General features: G+C 46.5%; 14 protein-coding genes. 6 read left to right on the top strand and 8 right to left on the bottom strand.

The features are described 5' to 3' along the window. The first annotated feature begins 1 nt into the window (after position 1). Both MJ595_RS00500 and MJ595_RS00495 read left to right on the top strand, forming a co-directional pair. Complete coding sequence (locus MJ595_RS00500) at positions 2-4,903, top strand: hypothetical protein (protein ID WP_263080568.1); 4,902 nt, start codon at positions 2-4, stop codon at positions 4,901-4,903. Between the two features lie 394 nt (positions 4,904-5,297). Beyond that, entirely contained in the window at positions 5,298-6,530 is a 1,233-nt protein-coding gene (locus MJ595_RS00495) for a transposase (RefSeq protein WP_263080567.1), read from the top strand. 13 nt (positions 6,531-6,543) lie between these two features. Here MJ595_RS00495 and MJ595_RS00490 read toward each other — a convergent pair whose 3' ends face one another. Then, the gene (locus tag MJ595_RS00490; protein WP_263080566.1) at positions 6,544-7,143 is read right to left on the bottom strand and encodes an acyloxyacyl hydrolase; all 600 of its coding nucleotides are present in this window, start codon (positions 7,141-7,143) and stop codon (positions 6,544-6,546) included. 232 nt (positions 7,144-7,375) lie between these two features. On the opposite strand from MJ595_RS00490, the gene pulA reads away from it, so the two are divergent. Next, positions 7,376-10,603 carry a pullulanase-type alpha-1,6-glucosidase gene (gene pulA / locus MJ595_RS00485; RefSeq protein ID WP_263080564.1) on the top strand — a complete coding sequence of 1,076 codons (3,228 nt, stop codon included), beginning with the start codon at positions 7,376-7,378 and terminating at the stop codon, positions 10,601-10,603. A gap of 128 nt (positions 10,604-10,731) precedes the next feature. Here the strand turns inward: pulA and MJ595_RS00480 are convergent, their stop codons facing one another. Then, positions 10,732-11,292, bottom strand: coding sequence for a hypothetical protein (locus MJ595_RS00480; protein ID WP_263080563.1), 561 nt, complete (start codon positions 11,290-11,292; stop codon positions 10,732-10,734). A gap of 248 nt (positions 11,293-11,540) precedes the next feature. On the opposite strand from MJ595_RS00480, the gene ilvD reads away from it, so the two are divergent. Continuing rightward, positions 11,541-13,406, top strand: a complete 1,866-nt coding sequence (ilvD, locus tag MJ595_RS00475; RefSeq protein WP_263080562.1) for a dihydroxy-acid dehydratase — start codon at positions 11,541-11,543, stop codon at positions 13,404-13,406. A 236-nt stretch (positions 13,407-13,642) separates the two neighbouring features. On the opposite strand, the gene MJ595_RS00470 is transcribed toward ilvD, so the two are convergent. Further along, a complete protein-coding gene (locus MJ595_RS00470) occupies positions 13,643-14,776 on the bottom strand; it encodes an ISAs1 family transposase (protein WP_263080561.1) in 1,134 nt (377 codons plus the stop codon). Positions 14,777-15,029: 253 nt separating this feature from the next. Between MJ595_RS00470 and MJ595_RS00465 the strand changes: the two genes are divergently transcribed. Further along, positions 15,030-18,992, top strand: coding sequence for a hypothetical protein (locus MJ595_RS00465; RefSeq protein WP_263080560.1), 3,963 nt, complete (start codon positions 15,030-15,032; stop codon positions 18,990-18,992). On the opposite strand, the gene MJ595_RS00460 is transcribed toward MJ595_RS00465, so the two are convergent. Beyond that, the gene (locus MJ595_RS00460; protein WP_263080559.1) at positions 18,985-20,373 is read right to left on the bottom strand and encodes a sodium-dependent transporter; all 1,389 of its coding nucleotides are present in this window, start codon (positions 20,371-20,373) and stop codon (positions 18,985-18,987) included. The genes MJ595_RS00465 and MJ595_RS00460 overlap by 8 nt on opposite strands. Positions 20,374-20,482: 109 nt before the next feature. Next, on the bottom strand, positions 20,483-21,346 hold the full coding sequence (locus tag MJ595_RS00455) for a hypothetical protein (protein WP_263080558.1): 864 nt from the start codon (positions 21,344-21,346) through the stop codon (positions 20,483-20,485). Between the two features lie 213 nt (positions 21,347-21,559). On the opposite strand from MJ595_RS00455, the gene MJ595_RS00450 reads away from it, so the two are divergent. Beyond that, positions 21,560-21,877, top strand: a complete 318-nt coding sequence (locus tag MJ595_RS00450; protein WP_263080557.1) for a hypothetical protein — start codon at positions 21,560-21,562, stop codon at positions 21,875-21,877. Positions 21,878-21,961: 84 nt separating this feature from the next. Here the strand turns inward: MJ595_RS00450 and holA are convergent, their stop codons facing one another. The 3 genes from holA to MJ595_RS00435 all read right to left on the bottom strand — a co-directional run bounded on the left by holA (position 21,962) and on the right by MJ595_RS00435 (position 24,738). Further along, positions 21,962-23,014, bottom strand: a complete 1,053-nt coding sequence (holA, locus tag MJ595_RS00445; protein WP_263080556.1) for a DNA polymerase III subunit delta — start codon at positions 23,012-23,014, stop codon at positions 21,962-21,964. Beyond that, entirely contained in the window at positions 23,011-23,589 is a 579-nt protein-coding gene (locus tag MJ595_RS00440; RefSeq protein WP_263080555.1) for a hypothetical protein, read from the bottom strand. The genes holA and MJ595_RS00440 overlap by 4 nt, the downstream gene beginning before the upstream one ends. Positions 23,590-23,817: 228 nt before the next feature. After that, entirely contained in the window at positions 23,818-24,738 is a 921-nt protein-coding gene (locus MJ595_RS00435; RefSeq protein ID WP_263080554.1) for a hypothetical protein, read from the bottom strand. Between the last annotated feature and the right edge of the window lie 524 nt (positions 24,739-25,262).

Genomic DNA, 25,262 nt, shown 5'->3' with positions numbered 1-25,262 from the left:
CATGGAAAACTTATATTCTTCCGCATTTAACCAGCAGAATTTTATTTCTGGTGGGCCTGACTCCCGTACCGGTCTGGTTAGCAAGTCGGTGACGCTGGCGAAACTGTCTGGAAATGGTGGCCTGGGTCCTGACTTTGAATTGACCCTGGGTTTTGATCCCATGGGCTCAATGGATACTGCCAATGGTGTAGGCTCCATGCGTCTGGGGCGTGGCTGGTCACTGAATCTTGGTGGTTACTCGGCAGCCAGTAAACAGCTGACTTTGAGTACTAAACAGTCCTATAAGGTGGTTGATGCTGGCTGGACCCTGAGCCATAAACAGCTGGATCTAAAGGTTCAGGAAAGTGATGATAAAGAACATCTGTATGTGATTCACAAGGAGGGACTGGTTGAAGTTCATGATTTTGAAGGCAACAATCCTGAAGAGAGCAATGCTCACCTGACCCGGTTAATACAGGATGATGGCAGGGCGCTTAATTTCCATTATAAGTCTATGGAAGGACAGTTTTTACTGGATAAAATCAGTAATGACGATGGTCAAGCGCTAATCAGCATTGACTATGATGATAGTCACCAGATAGAGATTACACTTTTTCCTGATACCTCTGAGGAAAAACAGTTCCAGTTGGCTATTGATGGCAATGCCTGTCTGACCCGCTTAATCTTGCCCGATCATAGTGCCTTTGAGTTCAGTTATGAGCAACAAAATGGCAATAGCAGTGGCAATATGTATTTTCTTTCAGAAATCAGCTCACCCACCGGGCAGACTGAAGAAATGCATTACACGTCACCGGAAAAAGGACACCGTTTACCTAGTGGTGCTCCCGTTGATTATCTGCCTGTTATATATGACTACATTGTTGATCCGGGGGCGGGTCAGCCCAAGGTATTGACCCGTTTTGATTTCAGGAAGGATTTTGGTGATAGCAACTTCCTGGGATTTGGCCCGGTGGAAAGCTGGAACAGCCAGGCGGATAATCTTTGGGATGTGGATCGTGATTATCGTTATGGCTCAACGGTGACGGTTGATCCCAGTGGTGATAATCCAAAGGTGCAAACTAATGTCTTTAATAAACTGCATCAGGTGTTGGAGCAGACAGAAACCTATGACGGTGGCGACCATATTAAAACCACCACTTATGAATATTACTCGGATAATGCAGCTGTACTGGATGATCAGCCCCTGCAATATGAGCAGCAGAAATCAAGAACCATTACCTTCACGGCAGGTCAGCAGAATAGAAGCTTTAAGGAAACCAGTGCCTATGATGAAAGTGGCAATCTGTTAAATAAGGCAGACTTTTCCGGTGTCTCTGAAAGTTATAGCTACTATCTTGCCGAAGGTGAAAGCCTTAATAATGAAATCCTCTGTCCGAAGGATCCCTATGGGTTTATACGACAGGTAAAAAATTATACCCGTACACCAGCCGCTATTGAGGGTGATGGTAATGCAGTACCGGTATCCGTTGATTATCACTATATAGCCCTGCCTGCCCTGGCCTCCGGTGGCGCAGCCAGTCAGTATATAACCAAGAGTCTGGAGCTTCGTGAGGGGCTGGGCAAAGTTGAGTATAGCTATATTAATGATACCAGTGACTATAACAGTCATGGTTTGCAGGCCAGCCAGGTTCAGACACTGAATGATCTGACCACAACAACAGAATACAGTTATAGCATTGATGATAATAATCAGACTGAAACACAAACAGTGACCGGTCATGATGATGAAACGCTGAGTATTGAAACCACTATTTCCCGCCTGACAGGAAAGACCCTTGAAGAGAAAAATGCCCAGCAGGTGGTGACAGCCTATAGTTATGATGTGCTGGGCCGTCTGGCTACCGAAGTGGTTGCGCCTGATACGGACTATGAGGCAAAACGAGTCTATGAATATGTGTTTGCCACTGAATCTACGCCAGCCACGATGACCACTACTGGTGCCAATGGGCTGAAAGCCAGGGCAACCTACGATGGCCTCAGTCGTATTGTTCAGGTTGAATGTCAGGATGAGGATGGTGAGTTTGATGAGAACGGTTATACCGGCACCTTCCGAAAACTGCGGGAAAGCAGTTATAACGTGCTGGGGCAGTTAGTTACTGAAAATCGCTATGACTGGCTTAAAGCGAAAGAGCAGGGGCAGGCTCCTGTTCAGATTACCAGCGGAAAAAGCTATGAATATGATGCCTGGGGAAAAACGGCAGTTACTGAATACAGTGATGGTCACAGGGAGTTAAGTGGTGTTGATCCCTTTGCCCTGACAGACCTCACCGGTATTGAGGGAGAAGGGCTGACCCGTACCACCCGGGATCTGTTTAAAAATCCGGTAAAAATAGAGCGGTTTGCCAGTGAAGCCGACCTTGAGGCGGAGAAGTCTGTTTCGGTAGCCAGCTATGACTATGACGGTTTTGGCAGAAAAATTTCAGAGACGGATACCCTGGGTTATACAACAGCCTACGAATATGACACATTAAACCGGGTGATTAACATTACCCGTCCGGATGGTTCTGTTCAGGAAACCGCTTACGCAGATCATTCCACCGAAGTCTTGCCTGCTTCCGTCAAAGTGGCAGGCACCGAGTTTGGCACCCAAGGTTTTGATGGTCTGGGCCGTGTCACTGAATCCGTGGTGGCTGGTCGCAAGAGCATCAGCACCTATGGGGCAGGCAGTGATAAACCGGCTACCCTGGAAACACCAACCGGTGACAAGCTGACATTTGACTACTGCCCTGATTTGGGGAATAGCCTGATACAAATCACTGTGGGTGAGGAAGAGCATAGTTTTGACTATGACAAGCAGTCCTCTTTATTAACCACTGTTTATAGCGCCGCTCAGGGGCGTGATATTGAGCATGGTGCGTCAGGTCTCCTGAAAACAGAAATCTATAACAAGGGAGCCAGCGACGAGAAAGCAGCAAGTTACCTGTTTTCCCAGGGAGGGAAGCTCCAGTCCTTTACTGATGTTCTCAATGGTATCCATCAGTTTGATTATGATGATCAGGGGCGGTTAACCAGTATTTTACAGGATAACCTGAAAGCAGCTGTGAGCTATGATAGCAGTGGCCGACCTTCAGAGGTCACCGTGACGGATCAGAGTCAGGATAAAGTGCTGAAAACAACCCTTGGCTACGATGCCTTTGGTCGTGAAATCAGCCGGACACAGATAATCACTGGTCAGTCAGATCGCACTTTAACCATGACCTATGACTTGAATGATCAGTTACTCACCAGAACCCTGAAGTCCGGTGAAACGGTACTCAGGGATGAAAGTTTTGGTTATGACAGTAGTCGCCGGTTGATCAGCTATAGCTGTAGTGGCTCCGAACAACCATTGGATGCATTGGGCAAGGCCATTGATTCACAAACCTTCAGTTATGACCAGTGGAACAATATAACCAGCTGTACCACAGAATTTGATGGAGGTAGCAATACCGCCACATTCAGCTATACCGGCAGCGACCCAACCCAGCTAACCCGCATTGCCAATAGCCACTCTGATTATCCTGCCATTGCTGAGCTGGAGTATGACGGGGCTGGGCGAATGGTTAAAGACGACCAGGGACGTCAGCTTGATTATGATTCATTGGGGCGTTTGATAAAAATCACTCATTTGGACAGTAAGGAAACTCTCTACCGCTATGATGGCCAGGGACAGCTGGTGGAGCAGACCTTAGCTAGTGGCGACCTGCTGGCGCGTTATTATCGTGATGGCAGTGTGGTTAATGAAAAGATTGGAGAAGATGGTGTCACTTACTTTGTTTCCGGCTCCCAGATTCTGGCCGCCAGAAAAGAGGACAGTGGTGAAACACGGTTATTTGGACTTGATAAAGACGGCACTGTGACGGCGGAGCTGGATACAATCAGTGGTGAGCTTAGGGACAAGCCCTATACAGCCTACGGTGAACAGGCAGCCGATGCTAACCTGAGCCAGCCTGGGTTTAACGGGGAACTGAAGGATCAGGATACGGGCTGGTATCTGCTGGGTAATGGTTATCGAGCCTATAACCCATCATTGATGCGATTCAATACGCCGGATTCCATGAGTCCATTCTCTGGTGGTGGTATTAATCCTTATGCGTACTGTCTGGGGAATCCGGTTAATCGCATGGACCCTTCCGGTCATTTCTCCATGTCTGCCGGTGCCGATCTGGGATTAAACATCTTCTGCCTGCTGGTGGATCTGGCGATGCTGGCAGCGGCTACCGCCTCTATCGTTGCTTCTGGTGGAACAGCGCTGGCAGCTTTGGGGGTAGCGGGTGCTGTGTTTGGTGTTACCAGTGATACCCTGGGTATTGCCGCGGACTCCATGACCATACAGGATCAGAAAAAAGGCTGGGATCGTTCGGATACCGAACAGAACCTGGGCTTTGCCTCTGGTATTTTTGGTGTGGCATCACTGGTGGCGGGTGTTGGCGAAGCCGCTGGCGGTATGGCGAAGGTGACCAAAAGCAAGATGGTGGCGAAGAATCAGGCCAGGGCAGTTCGCTCTGTGGTGGCCGGGCTTGATGACCTGAATCCCAAGGTTGTGAGTAAATCCATGAAACTCTCCAGTGGCGTAGAAATGACCGCGGAGATGCCGGCAAAAGGCAGAAGTTTCAGCAAGCAGCTGGCTGATCCGGTTAAAGGCTTCTTTGGAGATGGTGCCTTTGATGACTTGACTGATCTGGTAAAAACCAAACCTGTTCCCTGGATTATTGCACCAGTGTTGACTATCAGCACCCTGGCCAGTGCCGGACTGTTGTTTGGTAACACCACCTGGAAGCCTGCCAGTAAAAATGACCAGCAGGACTCCAGTGATCAACAACAGAAGCAGTCTTCACAATTAACCAGTCAGGCAGCGAACCCCTTTGCTGTTGCCGGGCAGTCAGTAAGGACGCCTGTTGCCGTTGAAATAGCGAATAGCTAGTTAAGGCTTTTCTTCTACCCGAGACCCCCGGTTGTATAATCGGGGGGTTGTCTTTTTTAACGAACATTGCGGAATTCTCCATCCATAGCGGCATTGCGTAGCTTTGCCGTTTGGATGGAGATGGATAGCAAACAGCCCGTAGAGGGCTGTCATTACTCCGGCCTTTCCTGTTTCTGTTATGTACTCTGCTAATATTGACAACGCCACTTCTCTCTCAGTTATAAGACAGTATACCCTCGTCCAGAGTACCGGTTTCCAATAGCAGTCCTTGAAATGTTCTGAGAACTGCTTTCTTATCAGGCTGCTAGCGACAGTTTTCAAATTATTGATAAATTTGCCTGATATAATATTAGGGTGCATATCGAGCAAAAGGTGTATGGGTTGGTGTAAGGGCATGAGAGCATACAAGTACAGGCTTTATCCGAACCAAGAACAACGGGTGTTGATTGAAAAACACTTCGGATGCTCTCGTCATGTCTACAACTGGGCGCTCAGTGAAAAAGAGGCGCACTACAAGGAAACAGGAAAGAGCCTTTCCAAGCGTGACCTTCAAGATAAACTGGTATCCAGCAAAAAAACTGATAAGCCTTGGCTGAAAGAGGTCAATAGTCAGAGCTTACTGGCATCTCTGGCTAATCTTGACAAGGCGTTTTCCAATTTTTTCAAAGGTCTGGCAAAGTTCCCGCGATTCAAAAAGAAATATGCTGGCTGGCAGTCTTACCAGTGCCCACAGCATGTATCGATTAGCTTTGATAGCGGTACTGTTAGCCTTCCCAAGATAAAAGGCATAAAGGCAAAACTGCACCGGCCTTTTTCTGGAAAGGTAAAAACCGTCACCATCAAGCGCTCGCCTTCTGGTAAGTATTTCGCCAGCGTTCTTGTTGACGACGACATCAGTGATCCAGTGCCAACTGTCATTGAGCCAGAAAATACAGTGGGTCTTGATGTTGGCTTGAACCACATGCTGATTGATAGCCAAGGTAACAAAACCGATAACCCACGGTTTTTGAAAAACTCACTTCATCGTTTGGCAGTAGAGCAAAAGAAACTTTCCAGAAAGCAAAAAGGCTCTACTGGCAGGGCAAAACAAAAACGCAAGGTGGCGGTCGTGCATGAGCGCATAGCCAACCGGCGTTATGACTTCATTCAGAAAGAAACGGCAAGGCTGGCTATCAAAAGTCACGTAACCACCTTTGCTGTTGAAGACCTGAATATCAAGGGTATGGTCAAAAACCGTAAGCTATCGAGAGCGATTCAGGATGTGAGCTGGGGTACTTTTCTTTCTGTGCTTGATTATAAGTGCCGCTGGAATGGTAAAAACCTGATCCGTATTGGTCGTTTTCGGCCCAGCTCCAAGGTTTGCAATGGTTGTGGCTATAAAGCTGAATCAATGCCTTTGTCTGTTCGTGAATGGGAATGCCCTTCTTGTCATAACCTGGCAGATAGAGACATCAATGCTGCCATGAACATAAGAGATTTCGCTTTAGCTGATTCGCTGGGACACAGCGATTGTGTAAAGAGTTCCCCTGTAGAGCGTTCTGTCAGCGCAGATTCTACAGCGAAAGGTGCTGATATTTCTCAGTACGGGTCGCAAAAAGCCCCCACTATAGCCGCCTCAGCGACTTAGTGGTGGGAATATGTCACAAACGCCATCCAAAATGAATAAGTTGAAAATCAACGCCTTCATTTTCATCATGAATGCCAGCATTGGAATAGTGATACCAGCCATAGGCTATTTCATACTGTTGTCTTTCCCCAAACTGGATTCCTGCCATGGTTCGTATTTCAAATTGGCTGCGCCCACCCATATTGATGGCTGAGGATTGTTTTTCCTGTTGGATATCTTTATCCGATAAATAGCTGAGTCCAACCCCGGCATCAAAAAACACAGACAACCCATTGGTGTTTGCAGGTTCCAGCCGAAATACCGGGGTGAAGCTGGCAGCGGTTATTTCAGATGCACCCGGGCTACGGATATCGGATGAACCCAGATTGCTTTTCCAGTAGTTAAGGGCAAGGTCAAAGTAACCGCCCAGCTGCCAGCTGGAAAATGTGACCAGGGGGGTATCCCAGTCCCAGACCAGGCTGGTTCGATAAGCGGTAAGGTCTGCTTTTTGGTTGTCTAAATGAATAGAAGAACCCAGTCCTATAGTCAGGCCGCTGGGGGTTAGGTCTATAGCTTGTACAGCAGGTATATACAAGCTGCAAAGCAGCGATAACGACAGTATTTTTTTTATCATGATGTTTCTTTTAATAATTATGGTTGACTGATTCACTTTAATCCAAAACGGGAAAGTATTAAAAGGCGGCTATTGTGATAATGAGTTAAATGGTGTTTTTGTATGGAAACGCTTACACAATGATTTAAATCAAGCTGCCATAAAGCAAAAAACGTCAGGATTTATCCGCCGGATAACTTCAATAAAAACCTGTCGGCTACTTATTCACTGATAAAGAAATAAACCAACCCGTATGAAAATGACATTGCCATCGCGCACAATGGCTGCTTTTGTTGTCGGCTTTGGTCTGCTGGCGGCAGGCTGTAGCAACAATGAATCTTCAACCGGCAGCAATGAGAATAACGGTGTTATCCTGAAATCGAATCAGGTGGCAATTTACTATCAGCGACAGGATCATAATTATGATGGCTGGGGGCTACATGTCTGGGATGACAGTGGCTGTGACCTTGCCAATGCTGGTAATAACTGTCAGTTAACAGACTGGAGCAATCCTCTCAAGCCTGATGCCATTGATGGTAAGTACGGCGCTTATTTTATTGTCAATTTAAATGCCAACAGAAATGATAGCCAGGATTTCAAATTTATTGTGCATTCCGGTGATGAAAAAGACATCGATGGCAGTGATCTGGTATACACAGTAAAAAGCTTTGGTAAGGATGCTTATACTGTGTCTGGATATAATAAAGTTTCCGGTGAACCCATCACTGTGCCCCTGCTATCAGAGGTCTCCGCTCATCTGGTAACAGCTGGCTCTCTGGTTTGGGATGCACCATCAGGAACAGAGAAGGTAGAACTGGTAAGTGCCCGAAATGGTGGCCTGACTAATAATAGTGATAGCAGTGATCTGGATGCGGTGGATCGCCGGATCATGCTGGAAAGTGATGGTACTTTACCCATTGAAGAGGCTGGGGAATATCCCTATCTTTCAGGAAAACAACGTTGGACTTTACCAGAAGGTACTGACCTGAAGTCAATGTTGAAAGGCCAGCTGGCGATTCTGGCGAAAGACAAGGATGGTAAAGCCCTGAAAGCCACAGAGGTGCAGGCCGGGTTTGGTCTGGACGCCCTTTACTTTGATAATACGAAACTTGGCTCCATGCAGCTTGGCGCTGTATATAATGGTGATCGTGTAGATCTGCGGGTTTGGGCGCCCACTGCAAAGTCAGTAAAACTATTGTTAGCGGGTGATGCAGAAGCATCTGTTGACTCATTAACTGCCGGGGAGATGATATTTGATAAAAAAACAGGTGTCTGGAGCTACTCTGGCTCTAAAGCAGAGCTGGACAGGAAGTTTTATCGCTATCAGGTAGAAGTCTATCGTCGTGATACCGGGAAGGTGGAAACGACCACTGTTACTGATCCTTATAGCCTTGCTGTCACTGAGAATGGCAGGTTTACCCAGATTGTTAATCTGGATGATGATGACCTTAAGCCAGCGGGTTGGGACAATATCAGCAAAAACAAGCCTAATGATATTTCCGTGTATGAAACCCATATCCGTGATATCAGCACCTTCGACTGTGGCCTGAGCTATAAGGCCAACGATGGGCAGTGCCCTGCTAATGTTGATGGTCAAAACAATGGTAAATATAACGCCTTCACTGAGTTTGACCGTCCCAGCATGAAGCACTTACAGAAGCTTCAGCAGGCCGGGCTGACCTATGTACAGGTATTACCAGCCTTTGATATTGCCACCGTCAATGAAAATCCTGAAAAAGTGGCTGATTTGACGGATAGCTTTGACAAGCTTTGTGAACTCAATCCTGAAATCCAAAACGACAATCTGTTCGCAGGATATTGCGCTTCCAGCCAAACCGTCGGTGAAGTGTTTGAAGCCACCAGGGGAGATGAAGAAGCTGCTCAGGCATTAAGTGCTTACCTCCGCCCGTTTGATAGCTTTAACTGGGGCTATGACCCTTATCATTATGGCGCTCCCGAAAATAGCTATGCCTCTAAAACTGATGGTATTACAGCGGTAAAAGAGTTTCGTGGCATGGTAAAGGGGCTGAATGATATGGGACTCCATATTGTCATGGATGTGGTGTATAACCATACCAACGCGGCGGGTCTCTCTGATAAATCAGTGTTGGATAAGATTGTTCCTGATTATTACCAGCGCCTGAATATTGAAAGTGGAACCGTTGAAACCAGTACCTGTTGTTCAAATACTGCCAGCGAAGTCAGCATGATGGAAAAGCTGATGGTGGATACCCTGAAAGTCTGGGTCAGGGATTATAAGGTGGATGCCTTCCGTTTTGACCTGATGGGGCATCACCTGAAAGCCAATATGGAGAAAATCCAGAAAGAGTTGAAAGCAATCAATCCAGATATTTATCTCTATGGTGAAGGTTGGGAGTTTGGTGAAATAGCGAATGGCCGTATCGGTGAATCAGCGGTACAAAAAAATATGGACGGTACTGGCATTGGCACCTTTACCGATCGCCTGCGGGATGCAGTTCGTGGCGGTGGTCCCTTTGATGGAGGCGAAGGCATTCGAAGAACCCAGGGGTTTGGCAGTGGGTTTTGGGAAGTGAGAAATGAATTAAATCAGGATGTGGATGATAAACGAATCGAAAATGAACTGAATAATATCGATATTATTCGTCTGGGAATGGCTGGAAACCTGAGGGACTACCCCTTAAAAAATTACAAGGGAGAAACGGTTTTTGGCAAAGATATCGATTATAACGGCCAGCCTGCGGGTTATACTGCCTCTCCGGTTGAATCTGTTAACTATGTCTCCAAGCATGATAACCAGACACTTTGGGATAATCACCAGTATAAACTGGCAGAAAACCTGACCACAGATGATCGTGTGCGTATGCATGTGCTGTCGTTAGCCCTTCCTGTACTCAGTCAGGGTGTGCCATTTATCCATATGGGTTCCGATATCCTTCGCTCCAAGTCTATGGAACGGGACAGCTATGACTCTGGTGACTGGTATAACAAGGTGATGTTTAACCTTGATGATCAGGACTGGAATAATACCTGGAATCATGGTTTGCCACGTGGGGATAAGGATGCCGGTAACTGGGATTTGATTAGAAAAATCGTTGCCAATGATGAAGCACAGGTTAATCGCCAGCATGCCAGGTTTGCCGCTGAGATGTTCAGGGAATACCTGAATATTCGTAAATCCAGTCCGCTTTTCCATCTTAAAACGGCTGAACAGGTCAGTCAGGTGGTAAAATTCCATAATGTTGGTCCGCAGCAGGTTAAAGGATTGATTGCCATGGAACTGGATGACAGCCAGACGAATCTGGATAACCAGTATAAGAAGATTATGGTGATGGTTAATGCGACGGCTGCAAGTCAGAGTTTGACTGTAAAGGGAGCGGTTGGCTATCAGTTACACCCAGTACAGCAACAATCTACCGACAGTGTTGTTAAACAATCTGCTTTTAAAAATGGTAGTTTTAGTATTCCAGCCCGAAGCGTGGTTATATTTGTCAAAAGTTAGTGAATAATCTTTAAGGCCTTTAAGCTCCGCTCTCCAGCGAGATGTGGGGAGCAGAGCGACGCAAAGGCCATGCCTAAAACTATTTACTGATAGTACTGGATTCCCTTGTTCAGTTTTTCAAGTGCAAGTCATAATTCATCATGTTTAGTTTTTTTCGTCCAATGCTGACGATCGAGTTGCTGGATTGCCTTTCTTGCGGCCGAATATGGTACTGATAGGCAAAAATGATCTGGGTCAGAGTCTAATGGAGTGCTTAGTTTGATTTTTTTTTGACCTCTTTTACACTCAGGAAGTTGATTTTTACTGGGGATCATAGTGCATACGCCAACTTCTCGCTCATCATATTTATTATTATGATTTAGTAAAAAATTTTCAGCCTCTTCATTTGGGGCTTTAATTACTGTTCTATGATTGCAAGAATAATCTATAATTTTTCGATAATTTGGAAGCTCATTTTCGGGAATTGAAAACATTGGTTCTAGTTTACCAGGCTCCACCTCTAACGAGGTGAGTACTGGTCTTCCGAATTTATTATGGAGAATATTTGATTCACTACCAGCTATGAGAAATATAATAAAAAAAGTTTTTATCTGGCTTAAAAGATTAGTGAAAAATTCATAACTACAATAATACAAGCAATAAGCCTTGCTGGAAAATAGTAGGGTAAAAAATATGACTGTATGTTTCATAAGTAGCTCTATTAAAACTGAACGGCTTTTGAGTCATTAATAATAGTTGAAAGTAAAAAGTATGGACTGGATTGTGTAAATTGTAATGATTTAGGGATGGCTCTAACGCCCTTCTCTTTAGATAGTAAAGATTACTTCAAAACTACTTCTAAAATAACAGGGTTTATCCGTTATAATCCCCAGTCTCACCAAGGAATGGTGCCCGTTTTCCAGGGACAATAAGAAAGACAAGATATTAAGGGTGATTCATGCCTGCATACCGTTCCAAAACCTCAACCCATGGCCGTAATATGGCTGGAGCTCGTGCCTTATGGCGTGCCACGGGTATGGGCGACAATGATTTCGGCAAGCCGATTATTGCTGTGGCTAACTCATTCACCCAGTTTGTACCGGGGCATGTTCATCTAAAAGATATGGGGCAGCTGGTTTGCCGGGAAATTGAAAAACATGGGGCTGTGGCGAAGGAGTTTAATACCATTGCTGTGGATGACGGGATTGCCATGGGGCATGATGGCATGCTCTATTCCCTGCCCAGCAGGGATATTATTGCTGATTCCGTAGAGTATATGGTGAATGCCCATACTGCGGATGCACTGGTGTGTATCTCCAACTGCGACAAGATTACGCCGGGCATGCTAATGGCGGCTATGCGGCTGAATATTCCTACCATTTTTGTCTCGGGCGGACCTATGGAAGCAGGAAAAACCCGACTTGCCAGTCATGGTTTGGATCTTGTGGATGCCATGGTCATTGCTGCTTCTGATGCGGATGATGAAACCGTTGCTGAGATTGAGCGTTCGGCCTGCCCAACCTGTGGTTCCTGTTCCGGCATGTTTACTGCCAACTCAATGAACTGTCTCACTGAGGCACTGGGACTGGCATTGCCCGGCAATGGCTCTATGTTGGCAACCCATGCTGACCGGAGGGTACTGTTTCTGGATGCGGCTGGTCGTATTGTTGATATTACCAGGCGATATTATGAGCAAAATGATTACAGTGTTTTACCACGTTCCATAGCCAGTTTTGAAGCCTTTGAAAATGCCATGAGTCTTGATATTGCCATGGGAGGGTCCACTAATACGATCCTGCATCTCCTGGCAGCGGCACAGGAAGGAAAGGTTTCTTTTACAATGAAAGACATTGATCGTCTTTCACGAAAAGTCCCGCAATTATGCAAAGTGGCGCCTAATATTCAGACGTATCATATGGAAGATGTTCACCGTGCTGGTGGAGTGATGGCTATTCTTGGTGAGCTGGATCGGGCAGGGTTACTCCATAACCAGATTCCCATGGTACACAGTGAAACAGTGAGGGGCGCACTGGCTAAATGGGATATTAAACAGACAGATCATCAGCAAGTTCACCACTTTTATCGGGCGGGGCCAGCAGGTATTCGTACAACAGAAGCATTCAGTCAGAATACCCGCTGGGGCACGCTTGATGATGACCGGAGTGCTGGCTGTATTCGTTCCGTTGACCAGGCTTATAGCCAGGAAGGTGGGCTGGCAGTGCTCTACGGAAATATAGCTGAGGGTGGCTGTGTGGTGAAAACCTCCGGTGTGGATGAGAGTATTCTGGTTTTTGAAGGGCCTGCCTATATTTGTGAAAGCCAGGATGAAGCAGTACAGCATATCCTTGAAGACAAGGTGAAAACCGGCGATGTGGTTATCATTCGTTATGAAGGGCCCCGTGGTGGCCCGGGGATGCAGGAGATGCTCTATCCAACCAGTTATCTTAAATCCAAAGGCTTGGGGAAAGAGTGTGCACTGTTAACTGATGGCCGGTTTTCCGGTGGGACTTCAGGTTTGTCCATTGGACATGTGTCACCTGAGGCGGCATCCGGGGGGGCGATTGGTTTGATAGAACAGGGGGATATCATTCGTATTGATATTCCCGCTCGTTCAATCAATGCCCTGCTTTCTGATGATGAATTAAAAGAGCGACGAAAGCTGATGAACGAAAAAGGAAAGGATGCCTGGCAACCACAGCAAGTGAGATCACGAAAAGTCTCTACAGCGTTGCAAGCCTATGCCCTGATGGCTACCAGTGCAGATAAGGGAGCCATAAGGGATATAGAACAGCTCGCGCAGGCAAGCGCGAATATCCTACAGTGATTGAATAAGCCGAAACATCTGTATGCATTCCCAGCGGGGAGAGACTGTCGCAAAAGGTGTTTTGATTCACCACAGAGACACAGAGAGCACAGAGGCTTATTATTTTAAGAGTATGAAAACTCTGTGTTCTCTGTGTCTCTGTGGTGAAAAGAAAGAGAGGCAACTCCCGGTTTTTTACGCTTAACTGAGTTTCGCGACCCCCTTGGGACGTTGGGAACGACAGGGCAAAAACATGATCACAAATCAACCAATTTGAGCACTTGCATCATGTAGTCTTCATTCCAGCCACAGGTTTTGCGCTTATTCTTGATACCGGCTTTCACCGTAGTGTCCAACTTAAGAAGATTGAGTGTCACCTGCCGGGCAACAGCTAGATTTTCTGCTGCGAACCCTTCTCTTGCCCTACAGCGGTCTTCATCAAACGCCACATCAAGCACCCAGTGTAATTGGTTTTCTATTAGCCAATGCTTCCTGGTAGCTTGAAGTACCTCGGCAGCTGATAACTGGCGGCTGCATATAAAGTAACGGATGAGTGTTTTCCCTTTACCCTTTTTGCTACTGTCTAACTGGATTGCGGCTATGGTTTTGGCTTTCCATGAGGCAGCATTGGAGTCCTCAGTAACATCATTGATAACCCAGCACCGGCGGTGCTCCATACGACCATGCTCTTTACCTTCCTGTTCCGCAAAGTAATGGTCAGGAGCATCTTCCAGATTATCTTGCCAGTATTGATCGAAGAGTCGAGTCACTTCTCCATAGAGTTTTCTCTGGTTGCCTTTCACCGCCAGCAAGTAGTCTGCCTCTTTTTTCAGGATTGCAGTAGCAATTTTTTTCTGGCAGCCCATTGCATCGATAGTGACAAGGCTGCCACTGAGTTCAAGCAGCTTGAGCAGCTCAGGAATGGCCGTAATTTCGTTGGATTTTTCATCAACTTTATACTGACCCAGCGACAGTCCAGCCTCTGTGCACCAAGCGTTAAGCATGTGTATTGCATCTTTGCCTTTATTCCAGGCCGAACCTTTAACAGTCTTGCCATCAAGAGCAACTATCTTGCTATCAGAGAGCTCCAGTCCGGAAAGAACATCCCTAATCCACTGGATGAAGATTTTGCGAAACTCTTCCGGGTCAAGAGTGGCGAAAATACGATTGAATGTAACCGCTACTGGAATACCGCCAGGCAAGGTTAAGTGCTTACGGAGCCAGCCTTCCTTGTGCTCAGCAAACAAGCGAATGCCATTCCAATCATCTGCACCACAGAGAATGGCACAAACTGAGATGAACATAACCTCTGCAAGAATATGTGTTGACTTCTTCGGGTCTCGTTTGTCGGTAAGCGATGTAAACTTGGAAAAAAGGGCTTTGGCAGACATCAGGCAACAGAAAAAGCATGGGATTCTACAGCTTTTGAAATCAATTTTCTGTTCAAATTCTGATCATGTTTTTGCCCTGTTGGGAACGAGAGGGAAAACCAGGCGTTTGCCGGTGAAGGATAAGTACTGCTGAATTTAAATTATTAACCGACTTAGCCGACAGGTCTAGTGTAGATTTTAAGAGAATCGGTTTTTTTGATGTCATTTAATTGACAGCCTCTTCCTGAATAAATAATTAAAAGGGAGTTAAACTGTGCCAGGGAAAATCTCTAGTGGCCCTCTGCATGGCTTTTTTGGTGATGCAAAGAAAATTAAAGAAAAGCTTTCAGAAAAAATAAAGCAGGCAAAGCCCGGAACCCATTTCAGGTCAGTGAAACCGGGTTCTATGCCCGAGAAAGTGCAAAGTCCACAAAAAAGAGACGTTACAGTGAGAGGGGAGGAACCCCCTAACTCCTTGCCTAAAGAAAACAAAACTGAATTGGCTTTAGCTCAAAAGGAGAAGATGCTTCAGGAGGAGAAAACAAAACAGCGGCAGCTGGATTCTCTATCGGGTGATGTAGGGCTGTCAGCAGATTCCCAACCATCACTGCCATCAGCCACTCATGATTATGATCGGCCTTCAGGATTAAAAGAAGCTGAACCAGAAGACTATTCGTCACCTCCTGATTATGAAAATGTCATGGTGGAAATAAAAGGTCAAAAGGCTTCAGAAGGGGGAATAAAAAATAAACTGTTTGGAGGATTGGCAAGGTTAGCGGCTAAAAATAAACAAAATAGCAAGTTATGTGATGAAATTTCACAAGAAAAGAAAGTGTTGAAGAAAGAAATAAAAAAATATGAGAAAAAACTGGCTTGTGTGAAAGATACAGGTCATTGCGAAGGTGAGAGTGAAAACCTAAGAGAGCAGTTGGCATCTGCCCATAAGAAAATGAAAGGACTTGAAAGTGAAAAAGCAAGATTAAAAAAAGAAGATAAAGAAGACTTACAAAATAAAGGCAGCTTGCTCAGGTTCTTTTATGATTTTTTCACATCACTCAGGAAATTATATAAGGCGCGTAAAGCCGGTCAAAAAGAAACAAAAATTGCAGCCCTGACCTGGTTGAGTGTGCCTAAACTTACCGTAGAGTCTCCGGATGGCCCCATAGAGTTCAGCGATTTAAAGCTGGCGTTAAAGGTTCCGGAATTCAAGCATACGGGAGATAAACAGTGGCAACCTGTTTTTGGCATTGATCATCTGGAAGGCAAGGTGGCTATACCGGTTAACGGTAAAGAGCCGCTTCAGGTTAACGTTGAAATGAAAGACCTTCGATGCCAAATAAAGGCATCCTGGGGTAAAGATCTACATGATTATATATGTAATGAGTACAGAGGCCTGGCATTTTTTGATTTGCTGAAGCTTGTGGGTAAGTTAAATCGACTTCAGCCTGAAGATCTTTCCATTGAGGGTGATTCTGCATCCTTAACTTTGGTGGGGAGTAAGGCAGAAACGCTATCAGCCTTGGTGGAATTGCCCGGTACAACACCAAGAAGTGCCATTGATAGCTTATTTGAAAAACTGGATTTCCCTCTTCGCCTGAAACTGGCCAGGATGAATATTGATGCTCATGGCGACCTATCCATGGGTGCTGAGGTTAATAAGCCTCAACTTGAATACGGAATAACCCGGCCGGTTGATAAACAGGTTAAGCAGAAGAAGCAGCAAAGGTGTTTATCCTTTGCTGCCGAGGGTGGTCGAGTGGACGTTAAACAGGGGGATGCTACCGCAAAAAGGATATTGGCCGGTCTATCCCTGAAAAATCCATTTGATGTGCTTCCGGGTCAACGGCAGCCCCCGAAAGAGAGAAAATTAGATCAAGCACAAACGAGCGAGTCTTTAACTGTACAGTTAAAGGCAGTGAAGGAAGTCAGTGTATCCCGTGAGGTTGTCCAGTCAAAGCCTGATAGCTGGCAGTTAACCGGAGTTGACACTGTAAAGGCGGATATCGAAGAGGTTACCGCAGACAATAAAGGTATGGTTAATGGAGAGTGTGGCTTATATGGGGTGCAGGTAAAGGGGGCAACAAACCCAGATAAAAAAATGTATGTTAGTGCCGAGGTCAAACGAGGCCATTTGGACATGGATGCGCCGGAGCAAATGATGCCTGCCAAGATAGCAGGGAAGCCGTTTGTTGTTAAAGGAAAGGCCAGAGCCAGTCTTGATGGCCTGGTTGTGGAAGCTGCCGCCGAAGGTGGCAAGCTGAAAGCAGATGCTGAGGTCAAAGGTTTTTCCCTGGAAAATTCTGAAGAAACCACCGTAAAGGTTGGGGAGGATGGAGTGATTATTCCTCAGGGGCTAAGGCTAACTACACAGGGAAAACTGGTACAGCTGGCGGATAACAAACTGAGAATTAAGCCGGATATCCAGGCCAGTGGCTCGGCTGATATCAAACTCATTAAAAAAGGCAAGGAAGTGGCCTTGCCAGTAAATATAAAAAATGCGGCAGAGCAGTTAAGTATTGAAGTTCCCATTAACACCTCATCAGAGGCCGATGCCGGTAGTCGTACTGGTGTGGTGACTGATGGTGGGTTGAATCTGAGTGATTTGCAAGTTGGCCCGATTCAGGTCAGTGATATTAAGGTAAACATGGATGCCCGTCATAATGGTGAACTGAAAATAGACGCAGCTTTGGACTTGAAGCATTTGATGACAATGGCCCGGGAATCTGACCAGGCGATACCTTGGTATATAAAGCCGCTCTTGAAGAATAAAACAGTCCGGGTGTTTTCCCAGGCGGGTATTGAAAAGGGTCAATGCCTGCTGGATGGGCTGCGATTTATCACCGTGAAATTTGAAGCCCATAAGGACGCTACCCTGTTCGACAGGGTTGTAACCAAGGCTTTAAATTTATGTGCTCGATGGGGTATTGGTGGCCTGAGAACATTTAAAACCGGTAAACATCATGTCAGGGAAGAAGCCGGAGGTCTTGAGCGGCAGGTCAAAAGACCTTTTGTTGAGTTCCGGTTAGGGCCTGTCAGAAAAGTGATTAATTTGCCTTTGCCAGAGCGTTGTTTAAATGAAACGGCCAATACACTGGATATTCCACTTATTTTGCACGAAACGGTGGGGGCCACAGCGCTTACTTCAGACCTGTTAGCGGAGGCAGGTTTAATGCTTGGTAATCTTGGGAGTGATGAGAGTGATGTTTGCCTGCCTGCAGTGGATCGACTACATGCCCTGGTGATCGATGCCTCTGCCAAACCCGGTTTTATTCAGCTGCTGGCCAGGCGATGGCCCTTAGGCCCAACAAAGAGGCTGATAGGGCAAGTGGCCGGGAATACTGAATACCTGGGCAAGCTGGCAGAAATAGCTGACGTATTTGCCCGTCATCAACCCCTCCAGGCAACAGCCTTAATGCTTGCAGACCTGCTAAAACCAACAAGGGGAAACTATATTCAGCAAATGATTGATGATCCTGAAGGGTTTACTGAAACGGATATTGCTGTGAAAGGGTTGTTGTATGAGCAAAAGGGGGCGTTAGAAAGCGCTAAAAAGTGTTATCAGGAGGCTATGGAGAGCAGGCCCAGGGACCCTTTAATAAATACCAGGCTCGGGCATCTACTATTGCAGGAAATGGAGCAGGGTAAAGCCACAATGCCTGAGAATAGCGAAGAAAAGATTTTTAAAGCCATGAATTACCTGCTAACGGCCGTACAGCAAGGGCAAAAAATGGCAATGGCCGAGCTCGATGCTGCGATAAAAAGTGAGGTTCCTATTATCTCAGAGGTAGCCAGCTTGTATCAGGCGGCCGTTATTTTTAAGGGGGAGAAAACCTATGATGATTTCTCGAAGGCGTTGACCCTGCTTGAAAGCATACCCGCCGAGTCAACCATTCATGATTATGTGGTGGAGATGTTAATCCAGCGTGTCCAGAATGGTCGTCATACATTTCATAATGAAAGTGTCAGTGAGTTTGATAAAACAGAAAAGCAAATTCAACGGTACTTCAAACGGCTTGAGAAAAAGAAAGCGCCACCCAAAGGACATGAAGCCTATGAGCTGGCGATAAAGTTATTGTACGGCGCCCGGGGTGCAACATTCAGTGATCGCTACCTTCAACATGCCGGTTTTTTATTAGCAAGGGCGGCTGGGGGTGATTTGAGTGGAGATCACCTGAAGATGATTGCTTTACACCGCAAGGTTGCTGCAAAAGAGCGGGAAAATAGAAAAGTTAGCTAAAGCTGTTTAAGACCAGTAAGAAGATCAGTAGAGGGCAGATAGTCCGGATATACCAGGGCCATATTTTCCAGAACAGGCTGGACTCAATATCTGGAAAGCCCTCCCGTATTTCTGCCAGCAGTCTGTCCTGCCGGATCAGCCATGCACAGTAGATGGTAGTGACCAGACACAGGATCGGCATAAAATACTGGGTAATTAATTTCACCACCACTGGCAATAGCACATCAATATTCATAATAATGGCAGCAGAGAGCACCGCTGCTGTAGAGGTCACCAGCCAGCAAGCCCGATAGCGTCGAAACCGGACCTTTTCAACCAGCACTGAAACCGGTGTTTCCAACATGGCGATGGAGGAAGTGAGGGCTGCGATGGTGAGTAACAAAAAGAAAGCGATAGTCACCAGCTGACCCACTGGACCCAGTTGTTGGAAGAGCGCCGGTAGAACCGTGAAAACCAGCTTGTCCGAGCTGTATAGCACCCCTTCCGGAGAAAAGATTTCGATACCCTGGTACATGGCGGCGTACATACAGGGAATAACCAGCAGTCCTGCCATAAAGGCCACAGAGCTATCCAGGATGGCAACATGAGCGGCGGTGGTTGGTATATTGGCTTTTTTGTTCAGGTATGAGCCATAGACCATCATAGCTCCTACCCCCAATGACATAGAGAAAAACGATTGTCCCAGTGCACTGATAAGCAGCTTTGAGTCAAATACCCTGGAAAAGTCTGGCAGAAGGTATACTTTGAGTCCCTCCATCCCCCCTGCTCGGGTCAAGGCAAAGATTATCAGAGCCAGCAGTAGAATAATCAGGGAGGGCATCAGTCGGTTTGACCAGCGTTCTATACCATCCTTTACGCCTCGGGTGACGATCAGGGTAGTGAGGATCATAAAAGTCAGTGTTAGCAGAAGGGTAGGTGGCGTGGAAAAACCGGTGAGCCATGAGGCAGCAGCATCCATACCGATGGTTGAAAGTAGCGGTGAAAGGGAAAAGCCGATAAACCAGCCGGCAACAATGCTGTAGAAGCTGTAGATCATTGTAATGGTGATCACTGCACTGACACCGGTCAGCTGACCCAACCTCCGCCAGACAGGCTTTGGATTTAGCTGCTGCAGGGCTGTTACCGGATTGGACTGGCTGTAACGGCCAATGGTGAGTTCCGCTACCAGAGCCGGGTAAGCAAGGACAAAGGATAAAATCAGATAGACCAGCACAAAAGCGGCACCACCATTTTCGGCAGTCTGTGCCGGGAAGCTCCAGATATTACCAATGCCTACAGCACATCCGGCCGCTGCAATAATAAACCCCAGCCTTGAGCTGAACTGGCTTCTTGTTTTCAGGGGTGCCTGAGACACGGTATTGGTTTGGCTGGACGTTGGCAAAATGGCTTACCTGTCAGGTTGGAGTCTGGAAAAATATAGCAGTACGGGGGTGATTTGCCTGAGCGGATCAGTGTTACCGGTAAGCTGCGGAGCTACCTCCGCAGGTTCATTATTTTACTGGCCTGACGTACAGTAAGGGTTTGCCTTTCTCAAGCACGTAGGGATAGCCAATAGTCCGGTTGTCTTCACCCACTCCCACCTCATCAGGTGCCATATAAAGATAAACCCAGCCAGGCAGGCGAGCGCTCAGCTTTTGGTAGAAAACATTTTCTTCGATGCTTTCCAGGCCATTCCCCTGGGATATGGCAACCCTCGGATAGCGGAACTCATCGGCCAGATGGAAGAGCCATGCACCATGACCGGCGGTTGCATAATGGGAAAAGGCCGGGGTGATAACAGGCCCCATGGGTTCAGGAATATAGATACTCAGGACACAGTTCATTTTTTCAAACGAGCACTCGCCATCAGCACGTTCCAGATACCATTGGCGGAATGCAACACCTAAATGAACATAAGGCGCCTTGATTGCCTGTACTTTATATTGCATTTCCTGAATCACATTCAGGGAAGACCGGGCCATCATATTTTCAAAGACCTGCCTGGCATGGGCGGCCTCTTTCGCTTTATTTTCCGGCATCCAGGCAAAAACCCGGTGCGTACTTCTATGGCTGGCTCCGGGTACGCTCCAGCCCCAGTAAAAATTCTCGAAGGCACCGTATGGCGCAATGGATACACCGGTGACGCCGCTGGAGCTGCCATAGGCTGGGTGGGTAATGCTACCCAGCTTATAATCCAAAAGCTTGCCATCTTTGTTATATGCCATGGCCGGAAGCTGTTGGTCATGCATTTGCCGAACTAATCCTGCCGCTGCGGTCAGGTTCTTGGCCTTTGACCACTGGCTATTGTATTTGCTGCTTTTACTGGCACAGCCACTGACCAGGGTAATAGCAAGCAATAGGTATAGGGTTTTCATGTTGCCTGTTTCCCGGAGTTACTTCCAGGGTTATCGGCTATGGCTGACACAGGTTTAATTTAGAATGGTTAGAAAGTGCACATGGTTAAAATTCTCATTTGAGCCTGTAATAGATAGTTATCAATAGATCAGTGCTGTTTAAGCTATAGTTACTGCACGAGTTGCCCTATCTATCAGAACCTATTAGCAATCATATACTCAAGAATACAAACTATGAGATTTGTAGCTATAGCTGCTTTCTGGCTATTTTTTACCACTAATGTGGTAGGCGAAATCATGATTCAAATTGATAAAAATATTATTCATGTGTCTGATGAAATTGATGATTTATTTTACCTGGATATATTTCCTGATGAGTTTTTACAAAGTTCCAGCTTTCAAGAGGAAGGTACAATATATATTGGAGGTAAAATCTCAATTTGTAACATTATGATTAAGACAAATAAAGGCTGTTTCAGACTCAATTTTTTTGAAAATAAAAATAAAGCCATTGACTACCGTATTGAACCAGTAGTCAAAGAACCACATTAATAGTTTAACTCTCACAAATTCCTGCGTGTCTAGGCACTACTTTTCCCTATGCTGCCCTAAGGGTTTGGGGTAGCAGGCCAGAGTTTAGTCCGACAGGCATACCAGTCCGGGCATGCCTGCCAGTGCCAGTATCAGGCTGAGTAGGCTACTCCAGGGGTCACCTCGATTAATACCTTTGATTTCCTGGTCAATTTTTCCAGCCTGAACCAGCATGGCCCTGAATGTCTTTTCACTGTGCCGTGAAATCGCTTTATTGATCAGCGGCAGCCTGCGTTTTAGCAGATAAGGAGAAAAACCGATGACCTTGGCTGACTGGTTCAGGGCAGCTTCACGGCTAAGACCCTTGGAGAGCTGGCGGCTAAAATAACTCAGCAAGCGGATTTCTCTGGCAAGGGCCCAAAGTACTATCGGGGGTTCAATACCTTCACCTTTTAGTGCCCCCAGAATGCGTACGCTGTTTTTGACATTCCCTTCCAGGGCTGCGTCAGCCAGATGGAAAACATCATAACGGGCACTGTCGGATACCGCTTCCCTTATGGCATTTTCATCAATAGTATGTCCCTGGCTTAACAGTTTAAGCTTTTCTATTTCCTGGGAGGCGGCCAGCAAATTTCCTTCAACCCGTTCTGCCAGAAGTGCCAAAGCTTCGGGGGTTGCCTGAAATCCGGATTTTCTGAAACGCTGGGCAATCCAGCCTGGCAATTTATTGGGGTCAATGGGCCATACGGGTATGAACGTGCCCACTTGATCTAACGCCTTAAACCACTTGGAGCGCTGAATTTGCCCATCCAGTCGATCGGTAATAACCAGCAGCATATTATCAGGAGAGGGGTTTTGGATATATTCCAGTAGCGCCTTGCGACCAGAGTCCCCAGGCTTGCCATTGGGCATTCTCAGCTCAATAATCTTTTTCTCGGCGAATAGGGACAGGCTATTGGCGGTTTCGAGAAGTTCTCTCCAGTCAAAACTATTATCAACATGGTAGACCTTGCGTTCAGTAAAGCCCTGGTTCCTGGCTTCCTGACGGATGCGGTCAGCGCACTCGGACACCTGGAGAGGCTCATCGCCGCTGATGATATAAACGGGCTGCAGCGTTTGCTGCAGCCGGGATTCCAGTTGATCAGGCCGGATTTTCATTCAGATCCCGTTTGCTGCTCGGATTGTTGTTTTTCCTGCTCCATGGCTTGTATTTTTCTCACACGGGCTTCTTCGTTTCTGAGCTTTTCACCAGGAATGGCTGTTACCTGATTAATGGTACGGAATAAAAGCTCCTGGCCCAGTTCCTGGAAAACCAGGGACTGCTCTGATTGCGCGGCATTGGTAAGATTCTTGTCTTGAGATACATAGCGCTCGGCAGAGAATTCCACAGGCTCAAACAGTTTCAGGTTATCCTGTGTTTCCAGGCGGTAACGAATACTCAGTTTTAACAGCCTTTCATAGAATCCCACTGAGGCATGGGACTGTTTGCCCGTATCTTTTTTAACCTGCAATACCCTCAACCGGTAGGGGGCACTGTCCGTAACCTCGATGCCGCTATTGGTGAGCGCCCTGGTCAGTTGCTGGATATAAGCCGGGTCGTCACCGGCAACCGCTAACCGGGCTATATCACTGTTTATATCCATTGTTCCCCGTAAGTGGAAGCCACAGGCAGTAAGCAGGGTGACAGTCACTAGCAGGGTTAGAATAGAACCCAGGCGAAAAGGGTTTTTCATAGTATTTCCACAGGTCAGTGCCAGTCTATACCAAAAGATCATGAACCGCCTCTAAGCCTATCAAGTCGCTGAAATAAGAGTAACACCGTATGGTAACAGATCCTGATAACTCTATTACAGCCTCTAAGCAGTAATTGGTAGTACATGGCAGCATGTACTACCAGACTGAGACCATCCAGAGGATCTGGCTATGCCGGTTGTAAGCAGTGCTTTATTTATGGTACTGATTCAATAGCCCCTAGAGTGAGAGGCCAGAAATGTGGGTTTCTTGTCTCCGGGTTCCGGATTTTTCGGTTTCCAGAGGCACTCTCCCGGTAACCATTTGCACTGGAGCTTTACGCTATTATCCATACAGTGAGTATCTGTACATACTGCCGCCCCAAAAGTCCAGCTGCTATCTGAAACGGCGGCATCAGCGATTTCTAACGTTTGCAAGAGCTTGTGTTGATAAATGGCACGAAAGCATGCAGTTTCTGGCATATAGGCGGACTTATCATCCCGGCAAAAATTATCGATGTCATCCTTCTGCATATAGCTGAAAGCCCCCGCCAGAAACCATTGAAAATTCTTACTCATAGGATCAGGATCGGGAATATGACGATATTTTCCCCGCTGGCCTGTTTTTGTATAATTGTAAGGGTCGTAAATATTTTGGTGGGAAACGATACGAATATCATTACTGCAACTGAGTTTCGCCCAGTTTTCATCATTTTTTCCTGCGCCATAGCTACATGGGCTGGCTTCATCTAATGGGTGTTTAAGTACAGACTTCACTGCCAGATTCTGTCCCAGCCCTAAAAATGAGTGGCTGAACAGTTTAACCGGTTGACCCTCTACGAGAATGGTACTAACTGACTCCTTACAGGTTTGGCAGGGAAAAACGATCTGTGCAGAGGCTCCCCCTAACTCCAACAAACCAAAATCATTATTATTGGTATGATCTTTCAATCGAACGGATAGCCAGGCATAAGCACCCTCCTCATATCCGGTAATGGTTCTGGCTTCGAGCTTTTCAAGGATGTGGTGTTCGGGAAGAGTGGACTGAACCTTATGTCGCAAGGTCTCGCGAATGGACTGCCATAATGTTTTACTGGCTTCAGGGTATTCCGCCTCTTTCATACGCATACCGGCTGTGGCATACACCATCACAGAGACCTTCTGACAGGCAGTAGGCCAGTCAAATGGCTTGACACTGTCGTTATCCCCTGATCGCAGCCCGTCCAGTATATTAGCCAGCGCTATACCTGCCTGATTCTAATTTCCCTTGTTTTCAGGGTGAGTATACGAGGATAAAGGCCCGGTTTTTGGCCCCTCATGAGATAACCATTGTGTTCCTTTTTTTTCATAAACATGCAGTCGGGTACCGCTGCTGCCTGCATCATAAATCATGTAACACTGCGATGCTGCAAGGGTATAAATGGGGGCACTTAGCAGGAGCATAATAAAAACAAATTTTGCCAATTGCCGGTAAACGGTGTGCAATAGCATTTGTACAGACCTACCTATCTCAGCCAAAAATAAAAGAAAACCGTTGTTTATCTGAAAGCAACAATAGGGCACAAATTGTAATATTAAGAAACAAGGCCGCCGATAGTGATTTACCAATATAAAGAGCAGTTATAACCTTGATGGGTCTTGAAGGTATTTCTTGTTATTACTTTAAGTCTCAGTGT

Source organism: Endozoicomonas sp. Mp262, from assembly GCF_025643335.1.
Classification (GTDB): Bacteria; Pseudomonadota; Gammaproteobacteria; order Pseudomonadales; family Endozoicomonadaceae; genus Endonucleibacter.
This window is presented reverse-complemented; position numbering and strand designations above follow the sequence as displayed.